The sequence below is a fragment of the Rhodococcus sp. BL-253-APC-6A1W genome (assembly GCF_012843405.1).
Taxonomy (GTDB): Bacteria; Actinomycetota; Actinomycetes; order Mycobacteriales; family Mycobacteriaceae; genus Rhodococcus.
On record NZ_JABAFB010000005.1, the window covers coordinates 338,568 to 350,169 of the forward strand.

9 protein-coding genes are annotated in these 11,602 nt (G+C 68.4%); 7 read left to right on the plus strand and 2 right to left on the minus strand.

Annotated features, from left to right (window positions below):
- Positions 1-39 precede the first annotated feature (39 nt).
- The 4 genes from HF877_RS10060 to idi all read left to right on the plus strand — a co-directional run bounded on the left by HF877_RS10060 (position 40) and on the right by idi (position 4,216).
- Positions 40-858, plus strand: coding sequence for a carotenoid biosynthesis protein (locus HF877_RS10060; protein WP_169621006.1), 819 nt, complete (start codon positions 40-42; stop codon positions 856-858).
- Positions 859-955: 97 nt separating this feature from the next.
- Entirely contained in the window at positions 956-2,593 is a 1,638-nt protein-coding gene (gene crtI / locus HF877_RS10065) for a phytoene desaturase family protein (RefSeq protein WP_169621007.1), read from the plus strand.
- Positions 2,586-3,620 (plus strand): phytoene/squalene synthase family protein, encoded by a 1,035-nt coding sequence (locus HF877_RS10070; RefSeq protein ID WP_169621008.1) that lies wholly within the window; start codon positions 2,586-2,588, stop codon positions 3,618-3,620. Before crtI ends, HF877_RS10070 begins: the two co-directional genes overlap by 8 nt.
- Complete coding sequence (gene idi / locus HF877_RS10075) at positions 3,608-4,216, plus strand: isopentenyl-diphosphate Delta-isomerase (protein WP_169621009.1); 609 nt, start codon at positions 3,608-3,610, stop codon at positions 4,214-4,216. Before HF877_RS10070 ends, idi begins: the two co-directional genes overlap by 13 nt.
- Here the strand turns inward: idi and HF877_RS10080 are convergent.
- Positions 4,213-5,721, minus strand: a complete 1,509-nt coding sequence (locus tag HF877_RS10080) for a PucR family transcriptional regulator (RefSeq protein WP_346765104.1) — start codon at positions 5,719-5,721, stop codon at positions 4,213-4,215. The genes idi and HF877_RS10080 overlap by 4 nt on opposite strands.
- 141 nt (positions 5,722-5,862) lie before the next feature.
- Between HF877_RS10080 and HF877_RS10085 the strand changes: the two genes are divergently transcribed.
- The 3 genes from HF877_RS10085 to HF877_RS10095 are packed head-to-tail and all read left to right on the plus strand — an operon-like array spanning position 5,863 to position 10,758.
- Positions 5,863-7,236: an 8-oxoguanine deaminase gene (locus tag HF877_RS10085; protein WP_169621011.1), complete on the plus strand. Its 1,374-nt coding sequence runs from the start codon at positions 5,863-5,865 to the stop codon at positions 7,234-7,236.
- A 4-nt stretch (positions 7,237-7,240) separates the two neighbouring features.
- Positions 7,241-8,050, plus strand: coding sequence for an FAD binding domain-containing protein (locus HF877_RS10090; RefSeq protein ID WP_169621012.1), 810 nt, complete (start codon positions 7,241-7,243; stop codon positions 8,048-8,050).
- Positions 8,047-10,758, plus strand: coding sequence for a molybdopterin cofactor-binding domain-containing protein (locus HF877_RS10095; RefSeq protein WP_169621013.1), 2,712 nt, complete (start codon positions 8,047-8,049; stop codon positions 10,756-10,758). The genes HF877_RS10090 and HF877_RS10095 overlap by 4 nt, the downstream gene beginning before the upstream one ends.
- Here HF877_RS10095 and HF877_RS10100 read toward each other — a convergent pair.
- Entirely contained in the window at positions 10,729-11,580 is an 852-nt protein-coding gene (locus HF877_RS10100) for an SRPBCC family protein (RefSeq protein WP_240952206.1), read from the minus strand. The two genes, HF877_RS10095 and HF877_RS10100, sit on opposite strands and share 30 nt — an antisense overlap.
- Positions 11,581-11,602 lie beyond the last annotated feature (22 nt).

Consider the following 11,602-nt stretch of genomic DNA (forward strand, 5'->3'; position numbering starts at 1 on the left):
CACGGACGTGCGTGAGGACGAGTCGACCGGCGTGCGTCGATGAACCGCGTCGTGTGGGGGATCGTCGCGGGCGCGCTGCTCGCCCAGATCGTCTATCCCCTCGTCTCCGGCACGTCGAGGGATGCCGTCACCGTGGCGGTGGTGCTCCTGCTCGCCGCCGCGTCGGTGGTGCATGCCGCCGTCACACGGGGTCCCGTGTGGGCCGTGGTGCTGGTCGCCTCGACCGCGGGACTCGGTCTCGTGTCCGAGATCGTCGGCACTGCGACCGGGTTCCCTTTCGGAAGCTACTTCTATGCGACCGGACGGCTCGGGCCCGAGATCGTGGGCGTTCCGGCGGTGGTCCCCTTGGCGTGGACCGCCGGCTTCTATCCGATCTGGTGTGCCGCGTCCTACGTCCTCCGGCATTCCCCGGTGCCGCCGGACAGGCGAGCGTTCGGGCGGGTCCTCATGGTTGCCGTGGGGATGGTGGGGTGGGATCTGTACCTCGACACCCAGATGGTGACCGACGGTCAGTGGACCTGGACCTCGGGCAACGCCGGGTTACCCGGCATTCCGTTCATCCCGTACACCAACTACCTCGGCTGGTTCGCTACCGCTCTGATCATGGCGATCGTCGTCGACAGGGCGGGAGGACGCGCCGAGTCGCCCAGGACGAGTGGCCGGCGAATCTCGGATGCGGCACCGCTGGTGCTGTTCCTCTGGACCTGGCTCGGATCGGCATTCGCGCACGCGTTCCTGCTCGAGGGCGACGAACTGCGCTATTCCGCGCTCTACGGGTTCTGTGTCATGGGGGTCGTGGGTGTCCCCGTGGTGGCCATGCGCATTCGACGAGCCGGAAAGGCCACGGTGAAGACATGATCGCAACGACTATGCCCGCTCCGGGAGAGAAGAGCCGAGGAATGACCAGCGCGATACCCAGCCGAGTCGATACCGTCGTGCCGACGGGTGGCCGATCATGAAGACGATCCCCGGGCCCGTCGATTCCGTGGTCGTGGTGGGGGCAGGACTCTCCGGTCTCGCTGCGGCGCTGTACCTTACGGGCGCGGGTAAACGCGTCACCGTGCTCGAGCGCGACGACACTGTGGGTGGCCGGGTCGGGACCTATCCGGTGTACGACGACTCCGGCAACCCCCTCTACACCATCGACAACGGCGCCAGCGTGCTCACGATGCCGGACCTGATCTCCGATGCGCTCGCCGCGGTCGGCGAGTCGTTCGATTCCACGACTCCCACAGTCGAACTGAGCGCACTGTCTCCCAGCTACCACGCTCGTTACGCCGACGGCAGTGCTCTCGACGTGTACGCCGATCCCACGGAGATGTCCGCCGAAGTCGAAAAAGTCTGCGGTCCAGGTGAAGTCGACGGGTATCGCCGATTGCGAGGCTGGCTCGCCAGCATCTTCGATACGGAGTTCGACCGGTACATCGCGTCGAACTTCGATTCGCCTCTCGACCTCGTCGGCTCGCGCGCAGCGCTGCGCGACACCGCCAGGCTGGCATTGATCGGCGGTTTCGGCCGCCTGGGCTCCCGGATCGCCTCGTTCGTCCGGGACGATCGGCTACGCCGGATCTTCACCTTCCAGTCGCTCTACGCCGGGGTCGCCCCGTCGAAAGCGCTCGGTGTGTACGGCGCTATCGCCCATATGGACACCTCGCTCGGGGTCTACTTCCCCGCGGGCGGAATGTCGGCTGTCGCAGAGTCCATGGCCGATGCGCTCACCCGTCACGGCGGAGCGCTCCACACCTCGGCCGAAGTGTCGGAACTGGAGATCCGCAACGATCGCGTGACGGCCGTCCTGACGTCCGACGGTCGCCGTGTCGAGTGCGACGCACTCGTCCTCACCCCGGACCTCCCGATCGTCGACCGCTTGCTCGATCGGGCCGGTGTGACGAGCAGCGGCAGGAAGCGGGGTTATTCCGTCGTGTCGCCGTCCGCAGTCGTCTTCCACGGCACCGTTCCCACCGAGGTCACGCAGTCGTGGCCGTCGAGCGCGCACCACACCATCGATTTCGGCGAGCAGTGGGCGGAGACCTTCGCACGTATCACCGCCGGTCCTGGCCGTGGACAGTTGATGGAGGACCCGTCGTTGCTGATCACCCGCCCGGCGGTCACCGACCCCGCCTTGCGGATGGTGCGTAACGGTGTCCTCAGCGAACCGGTGTCGATCTTGGCGCCGTGCCCGAACCTCGCGTCCGCGCCCATCGACTGGAACCGCCGCGCCGTGCCCTACATGCGAGAGATCCAGATCGTCCTCGAGCAGCGGGGTTACCGCGGCCTGACCGCTGCGATGGTGGTCGACCACCTCGATACCCCGCAGACGTGGCGCGACAAAGGCATGCTCGAAGGCAGCCCGTTCTCCTCCGCCCATGTGTTCCGCCAGACCGGACCTTTCCGGCGCAAGAACATGGTCGGCGGCGTGGACAATGTGGTGCTGGCGGGCTCGGGTACCACCCCCGGCGTCGGAGTACCCACCGTGCTCGTGTCGGGGCGCCTTGCCGCCGAGCGGATCGTCGGATCGGCGACGAGCGAGCGGCCGCGTCGGACCGCCGTCACACAGTCGGTGCGCTCCGAGGAGGTAGTCGAGCATGGGTGAACTCGCCGGAATCGATCCCGGACTGCACGAGGCGTACCGGGTGTGCCGCGAACTGAACGAGCGCCACGGGAAGACCTATTTCCTTGCGACAAGGCTCCTTCCGGCATCCAAGCGTGCGGGCGTACATGCTCTCTACGGGTTTGCGCGGATGGTCGACGACGTCGTCGATGTCGAGGTCGACTCCGATCGGGCGGCCGCCGCGAAGGTCGATGCCTTCGAGGATCGGATCCGGGCCGCTTTCGGTGGCGCACCCCTGGGGCGGAGCCGGCCTGATCTCGTGCTCGGAGCGCTGGTGGATACCACCGCGCGGTACGACATTCCGCACAGCTACTTCTATGCCTTCCTGCATTCGATGCGCATGGACATACCGGGGACCGTGATGTTCCGCCCGCGCTACCGCACGATGGACGAGTTGTCGGAATACATGTACGGATCCGCGGCCGTCATCGGTCTGCAGATGCTTCCGATCCTGGGTACGGAGACGGATCGGGACAAGGCTGCGCGGCCGGCCGCCGCACTCGGCGAAGCCTTCCAGCTCACGAACTTCATCCGGGATATGGGCGAAGACCTCGACCGCGACCGGATCTACCTGCCGACCGACGAGTTGAAAGCTTTCGGTGTCGACGAGGATCTTCTCCGATACTGCCGGACGACCGGCCGGAACGATGCCAGGCTCGAGCGGGCACTCGCGCACCTGATCGCGCACACCCGGTCGGTGTACCGCGAGGCAGACCCGGGGATCGACATGCTCGATCGATCGGTACGCCCGGGGATGCGCACAGCGTTCGTGCTGTACCGCGACATTCTCCGGGAGGTCGAGGACGGCGGATATCGTGTACTTCATCAGCGGGCACGCGTCTCCCGGCGGAGGCGCCTCGCCGTCGCCGCGCCACGATTGGCGGAGGCCGGATGGACCACCTTCCGTACGCGCGCGAAGACAGCGAAGAGCGTGGGTCAGCTGTCGAGCGGAGAGCGGACCCACTCACGACGAGGAACGGACAGAACAGGAACACCATGGAGCAAGTAGTGCTGCTCGACGAGGCGGGGCGCGCCGTCGGCACCGAACCGAAGGCAACCGTCCACACCGCGACGACGCCGTTGCATCTCGCTTTCTCCGCGTACGTCTTCGATGAGAACGGCCGTCTGCTCATCACCCGGCGCGCCCTGGAGAAGCGGACGTGGCCCGGGGTATGGACGAACAGTGGTTGCGGTCACCCGGCGCCGCAGGAGCCGCTCGAACTGGCCGTCCGCAGGCGGCTGGGCCAAGAACTCGGTATCGAACTCGACGACGTCGGCGTTGTGCTCCCGTCCTTCCGATACCGGGCGGTGATGGACAACGGGATCGTCGAGAACGAAATCTGCCCCGTCTACCGGGCCCTGTACCGGGGATCGCAGCCGGCTCCCGACCCGGCCGAGGTGTGCGGCGTCGACTGGGTGGAGTGGACCGCCTTCGCGGACGCGGTGGTGGACGGGACCCGCGACGTGTCGCCGTGGTGCTACGAGCAGGTGCAGCAACTCCGGCAGCTCGGCGCCGATCCCCTTCGGTGGCCGGTTGCGGCCGCCGCAGATCTACCGCCCGCTGCCCCCGACCGCCTGAGCGGGGATCTGCCGCGCCTCGCCTAAGCCTCCTGCACCTGCAGCATCCGGAGCGCCAGGTATACGTCGAGCCTGTCATCGATCTGGGACAGATCTCGCCCGGTGAGCTTCTCCACCTTGCCGATTCGGTACCGGACCGTGTTGAGGTGCACGTGGATTCGTTCTGCGGTGCGTCGCCACGAGCCACTGCATGCGAGGAACACCTCGAGGGTGGAGAGAAGCCCGCTATCGGTCGACAGGTCGTGATCGAGCACCGGCCCGAGGATGCGTTGAGCGAAATCGTGACGCAACCTGTCCGGTACCGCGGAGAACAACTCCGCCGCCGAGTCCATTGCTGCCGTGCGCACGGACACCGGTTCGCGAATGTCACCGTCGTCCGTGGCGAGCGCGGTGGCGGTGGCGACGGCACCCGCCAGCGATCCGAGCGTGCACGTGGCGCTCGTGCCCACCCGCAATCGCGTGCGCTCGAGCGCCGGGACGACTCGGGCGAGCCGCCGACGAAGCACTGAGTGAACCTCGTCGGCGTCACCGGCGACGGTCAGGACGACCCGGTCCCCGTCCAGCGCGCTCACGCACCCCGGCAGTGCGTCGCAGAGCGAGTCGCGAAGCGCCCGTAGCCGTTCGGCGGTGGCCGCAGCGGCCCGGTCGTCGTGGGACACCCGGCGCGCGACCACCGCGACAAGTGGACGTCCCGAATCGAATGTTGCTGCCGCAGTGGACACCAGCCCGGAACTGTCTCCGGCGTCCCAGGCGGTGCGCCGGCGTTCGTCTCGGCGAACCCGGTCGAGTGCCGCCACCGTGGCGAGTTCCCGGAACGCCTCGAGGCAGTCCGCGCGCGCGTCGCCCGTGTGCCGTACCACCAGCAGCCAGCAGGATGTGCGGTCGCGAAGGCCACCGCCCACGGAGAGCACCGTGTAGTCGGCGGTCGCGTGGGGAAGCCGCTCGGCGGACAAGGCCGCCGCGACGAGCCGGTCCACGATGTCGTCGTCGAGGGGTGCCGCGCCGGCGAGAGGCACTCCGGTGGCGGTGAGCAGCCACGCCTGCGCCCCGAATTCCTGGGCGGTGCGGTCGAGCAGGTCGCCGATGCTGCGACCGTCGGCGACCGCTTCGAGCAACCGCCGCTGCCGCGCGAGTCCGTTCTGCAGACGGTCCATGCGCGCGCCGGACATGCGTGCGGTCATCCGCTCGATGATCCGGCTGAACGGCACGTCCGCGGGGACCGAGAGCAACGGCAGCCGATGCCGGGCGCACGCGGCGACCACGTCCTCGGGCACCTCACCGAGCAGGGCCTCCCCCGCGGCGAGCGCAGTCACGCCCACGCGCGCGAGGTGTTTGACGAACAGATCCGAGTCTTCGGCAGACGCCCGCCACACCAGCCCCGAGAACACCAGCGACCCCGCGCTGACGTACCGGGTGGGGTCGGGCATATCGGTGGTACAGGTTCGCAGTACCGGCCGTTCGAGCATCGCGGGGTCGCCGTGGAGAACCCGGATTCCGAGTTCGGCATCGTCGAGTACATCGTGAAGAAGCACTGCACCACCTCCGTGCGCGGGCCTTTGGACGATCGCACAATACGAAGCGGGCATTTCGTTGCGGTTTCGTACACGGTGCCCGGGGTGTTGCGTCTCGAGCAGGAGTTCACTGGTAGGTGCCCGCCGACGTGAGGAGCAACCGTGCACACTCGCCCTACCACCCGACCGATCGTGATCCGTGGTGCGCACGTGGTCACGATGGATGCCGGTCGCGCCGAATACCGCAGCGGTCACGTCGTGGTCGACGGAAACAGGATCGTCGCGGTCGGCGACGGCGAACCGCTCGGGTACGACGACGCGCAGATCGTGGACGGCGCCGGATGCATTCTCACTCCCGGGCTCGTCAATACCCACCACCACCTCTACCAGTGGATCACCCGCGGTCTGGCCGTCGATCACACGCTGTTCGAGTGGCTGACCACTCTGTATCCCATCTGGGGCGGCATCGACGCCGATATGGTGCATGTCGCGGCGAAGGGTGCCCTCGCGCACCTGCTGAAGACCGGATGCACCACCAGCACCGATCATCACTACGTCGTCCCCCGCGACGGGGGTGACGTCTTCGGGGCCGAGATCGCCGCGGCGGCAGAGGTCGGTATCCGGTTCCACCCCTGCCGCGGTTCGATGGACCTGGGCGCGAGCGCGGGGGGACTCCCGCCGGATCACATCGTCGAGGACCTCGACGCGATCCTCGCCGGCAGTCAGGACGCCGTCCAGCGGTGGCACGATCCGTCGTTCGATTCGATGCTCCGCGTCGCGCTGGCCCCGTGCTCCCCGTTCTCCGTGACCGGGGAACTGCTGAAACAGTCCGCGGTGCTCGCCCGCGATCTCGGCGTCCGCTTGCACACGCACCTTGCGGAAACCCTCGACGAGCAGGACTTCTGCCTCGAGAGGTTCGGGTGCAACCCCGTCGAGTACATGGAATCTCTCGGCTGGACTGGGCCGGATGTGTGGTACGCGCACGCAGTACATCTCGACGACCGCGACATCGGGGTGCTCGCGGCCTCGGGCACGGGTGCGGCGCACTGTCCGACATCCAACGCGCGTCTCGGTGCGGGTATCGCGCGCGCCGCCGACCTCTACGCGGCAGGAGTTCCGCTCGGACTCGGGGTCGACGGCGCGGCGAGCAACGAATCGTGCTGCATGCTCGAAGAGGCCCACCACGCCGCGCTGTTCGCACGCGCCCGGAGCGGACCGCGGGCAATGACCGTTCGGCAGAGTCTCGCGCTCGCGACCATCGGCGGTGCGCGCGTCCTGGGTCGTGAGAACGAGATCGGCTCTCTCGAGGTGGGCAAGCTCGCCGATCTCGCTCTGTGGCGGCTCGACACACTCGCTCATTCCGGGATCGCGGACCCGGTCGCGGCGCTCGTACTGGGGTCGCAGCCTCCCCTGGATCTGCTTCTCGTCAACGGACGCGAGGTGGTACGCAACGATCGGGTGCTCACCGTCGACACCGACGTCGTCGCTCGCGGCGTGGCGGACGCGCACACCCGCCTCGTCTCCAAAGCGGGGTAACGCCATGGATCTGCACACCGTGACGGACTACACCGTGGCGCGGACACGTGAGGATCTCACCTGGGGACCGGGCACGGCGTTCGTCGGAGGCGGCACGTGGCTGTTCTCGGAACCGCAACCACACGCGCGTCGCCTCGTCGACCTGTCGGGGCTGGGCTGGCCCGCGACGGTGATCGACGACCCCGGCCTCGAAGTGGCCGCGACCTGCACGGTCGAGGAACTCTCGAGGCTCTCCGAGACCACGACGTGGCAGGCCGCACCATTGTTCGGGCAGTGCGCCGACGCCCTGCTCGCCTCGTGGAAGATCTGGAAGCGTGCCACCGTCGGTGGCAACATCTGCCTGTCGCTGCCCGCCGGTGCCATGATTTCCCTCGCGGTCGCGCTCGACGCCGACGCGGTGATCTGGTCCCGAGGGGGCGGTGAGCGACGACTGCCGGTGGCGGAGTTCGTCACCGGCGTCGGCGGCAACCTCCTGCACGACGGAGACATCCTGCGCAGTATCCGTATCGAGGCACCGAAGCTGTCCTCACGCACCGCATTCCGGAAGATCGCCTTGTCTCCGCTGGGCCGCTCCGGTGCCGTGGTCATCGGTCGGCGCGACGCCGACGGTGCGTTCGCCCTGTCGGTGACCGCTGCCACCACCCGTCCCCACGTGCTGAGGTTCCCCGATCTGCCCGCTGCGGCGGACCTCGAGGCAGCACTGACCTCTACCGTCGCCGCGGACGCCTACCACGCCGATGTCCACGGGACCCCCCAGTGGCGCAGGGCGGTCACAGCCGTTCTGGCACAGGAAGTCCGGGAGGAGTTGTCATGAGACTGACGGTCAACGGTGACGAGGTCGACGCCGCTCCCCGCCCCGGGCAGTGCCTGCGCACGATGCTGCGAGACCACGAACACTTCGAGGTCAAGAAGGGCTGCGACACGGGTGACTGTGGCGCGTGCTCGGTGCTCGTCGACGGTGAGGCGGTGCATTCGTGCGTCTATCCCGCCGTCCGGGCCGAGGGGCGCGCGGTCACCACGGTGACCGGTCTGGGCACGCCCGACGACATGCATCCCCTGCAACAGCGGTTCGTCGACGCCGCCGGGTTCCAATGCGGATTCTGCACCGCCGGCATGATCGTCACGGCCTCGACGTTCACCGAGTCCGACCTCGACGACCTTCCGCGCCGGCTCAAAGGAAACTTGTGCCGCTGCACCGGATATCGTTCCGTCGACGATGCGCTGCGCGGCGTCGGCAACGTCGGGAAGACATGCGGAAAAGCTTTCGGCGCATCCCATCCCGCACCTGCGGGCCCGCGGGTCGTCACCGGTACGGAGCCGTACACGTTCGACACCGTCGTCGACGGCGTGCTGCATATCGCGACGCTGGGTAGCCCGCACCCGCACGCCCGGATCGTGTCCATCGACACCGTCACCGCGGAGCAACTGCCGGGCGTGCACGCGGTCCTGTGCTGGCGCGACGCCCCCCAGTTCGCATATTCGACAGCGAGACACGAGAACCGGGAAGAAGATCCGGACGACACCTACCTCTTCGACCGGACGCTTCGATACGTCGGGCAACGGGTTGCGGCGGTCGTCGCCGAGACGGAAGCCCAGGCGCAGGAGGCCTGCCGGCTTCTCCGCGTGGAATACGAGGTCCTGCCCTTCGTGCTCGACCCGGACGAGGCCGCGGCACCCGGTGCCCCGCTGCTGCACGGTGACAAGGGGCCGGAAGCGCGGATCGCCGATGGCTCCCGCAACCTCATCGGAGAGGTGCACGGCGGGTGTGGTGACGTCGAAGCCGGCATCGCCGCGGCTGCGGCCGTGGTGCGCGGGCGCTGGCAGACGCAGCGCGTCCAGCACACCCATCTCGAAACACACGGCGCCGTCGGCTGGCTCGACGACGACGGACGGCTGGTGATCCGCAGTTCCACCCAGGTTCCGTTCCTCGTCCGGGACGAACTGTGCCGGATCTTCGGGCTCGAGCGTCACCGCGTCCGGGTGTTCACCGCCCGCGTGGGCGGGGGATTCGGCGGCAAACAGGAAATGCTCGTCGAGGACGTCGTCGCGGCGGCCGTCCTGCGCACCGGACGCCCGGCGCGGTGGGAGTTCACCCGGGCGGACCAGTTGACGGTCGCGCCGTGTCGTCATCCCATGCGGGTCGACGTCACCGTGGCCGCGGACGCCGACGGAATCCTCACGGCCCTCGCCATCGACGTCCTCAACGACGGCGGCGCGTACGGCAACCATTCGGCGAGCGTGATGTTCCACGGGTGCGGCGAATCGGTCGAGGTGTACCGCTGCCCGAACAAGCGTGTCGACGGCCGGTCGGTGTACACGAACAACCGGCCGTCGGGCGCGTTCCGCGGATACGGTCTCGGACAGGTGGTGTTCGCGGTCGAGTCCGCAATGGACGAACTCGCCCTGGAACTGGACCTCGACCCGTACGAGTTGCGGCGCCGCAACGTGGTGGTTCCCGGCGACGAACTGGTCGCCGCCCATCCCGAGGGCGCCGACCTCGGGTTCGGAAGCTACGGCCTCGACCAGTGCCTCGACCTCGTGCGCAGTGCGATGTCGCGTGCGGACGGGCCACCCGCGCCGGAGGGTCCACGGTGGCGAGTCGGCGAGGGAATGGCGTTGGCGATGATCGCGTCGAACCCGCCCGGCGGGCACATCGCCGACACGTCGATCGAACTCCTGCCGGACGGTACGTTCGTCGCCCGGGTCGGTACCGCGGAATTCGGGAACGGTACGACGACCGTGCACACACAGATTGCCGCGTCGGTGCTCGGGATCGAGCCGGACCGGATCCGCGTCGAACAGTCGGATACCGACGTCACGACGCACGATACGGGCGCGTACGGATCGTCGGGAACGGTCGTCGCGGCGAAGGCCCTGCACGCCGCGGCCCACGCGCTGCGCGGCGATATGGCGAAATGGGCGGCGGAACTGACCGGCGAATCACCCGACGACGTGGAGTTCACGGCCGGCGGAGCCCAGGTGGGCGGCACAGAGGTGCCGTATGCGGACCTCCTGGAGGCGGCGGGCGGGACCCTGCGCGCCGAAGGCAGCCACGGCGGGCTCCCCCGCTCGTTGTCGTTCAACGTGCAGGGGTTTCGCGTCGCGGTCGACATCGGCACCGGTGAAGTGCGCATCCTGCAGTCCGTCCAGGCAGCCGACGCGGGTGTCGTCGTCAACCCCGAGCAGTGCCGGGGCCAGGTGGAAGGTGGTGTTGCCCAAGCCATCGGCGTCGCGATGTACGAAGAACTCGTCACCGATGCCAGCGGCACCGTCGTCACCGCGACGCTGCGGAACTACCACATTCCGCAGTACGCAGATGTGCCCCGCACCGAGGTGTACTTCGCGGACACCTACGACACCATGGGGCCGATGGGCGCCAAGTCCATGAGCGAGGCGCCGTTCAATCCCGTCGCCCCCGCGCTCGCCAACGCGGTCCGGCGCGCGATCGGAGTGCGGCCACACGAACTACCGCTGTCCCGGGACCGGATCTGGTCACTTCTTGCGGCACCCACTGCACGCTGAACGGTTCCGGCGCCGACGGCGGGACGTCCGGTTCAGGACCACCCCGACCACGAGCGCCACGGCGGCCACCACCCCCACCGGCACGAGTCGCTGGATCACAGAGCCTCGCGCGAACTCCATGAGATCGAGAGCCTCGGCTTCGGGTTGCGGATCGGCGGTCGCGTGCGCCGCGCCCGAATTCGCCGTTCCGGTGGCGGCATCCGCGGGCGGCGCCGGAGCGACGGCACCGGGCGTGGCCGCGGGTGCCGGTGTGGCGGTCTGCGCGGCGTCACCCGCCACGGGTGCGACGAACCCCGCACCGGCCGGTGTCGTGTCGGGAGGTGTCGGAGCCACCGCCGGCGCGCTGGACGGTACCGATTCGTTGGGAGTCGATTCGCTCGGCGTCGAGTCCGCGGCCTCCGGTCCCAGTTTCTTCGACAGACAGGACGCGAACTGTTCGAGGATCTTCCCGCCGACATCGGAGATCATCCCCCGGCCGAACTGAGCAGGCTTGCCCGTGACCGTCATATCGGTGTGGACCGTGCCGTCCGTACGGTCACCGTCGCCGGTGAGAACGATCGTGATGGTCGCGCTGACCGTGCCGTTGCCGCGCGTGTCCTTCGCGTTCGCCTCGATGACCGCCTTGCGGGCCTGCTCGTCCTTTTCGACGTATCGTCCGGTGCCCTTGAAGGTGAGCGCCACCGGCCCGAGCTTGACCTTCACCGTTCCCGTGAACGTGTCCCCCTCGGTCCCGGTGAGCTTCGCCCCGGGCATGCACGGTGCGACCTTCTCGGGGTTCAGCAAGGCGGTCCACACCTCTTCGACGGGTGCTGGAACTGACAAGGTGTGATCGAGTTGCATTGCG

Excerpts from the sequence above, each read along its gene's own strand:
- HF877_RS10095 (WP_169621013.1), top strand. The coding sequence starts at position 8,047 with ATGAGACTGACGGTCAACGGTGACGAGGTCGACGCCGCTCCCCGCCCC.
- idi (WP_169621009.1), top strand. The coding sequence starts at position 3,608 with ATGGAGCAAGTAGTGCTGCTCGACGAGGCGGGGCGCGCCGTCGGCACC.
- crtI (WP_169621007.1), top strand. The coding sequence starts at position 956 with ATGAAGACGATCCCCGGGCCCGTCGATTCCGTGGTCGTGGTGGGGGCA.
- HF877_RS10090 (WP_169621012.1), top strand. The coding sequence starts at position 7,241 with ATGGATCTGCACACCGTGACGGACTACACCGTGGCGCGGACACGTGAG.
- HF877_RS10070 (WP_169621008.1), top strand. The coding sequence starts at position 2,586 with ATGGGTGAACTCGCCGGAATCGATCCCGGACTGCACGAGGCGTACCGG.
- HF877_RS10060 (WP_169621006.1), top strand. The coding sequence starts at position 40 with ATGAACCGCGTCGTGTGGGGGATCGTCGCGGGCGCGCTGCTCGCCCAG.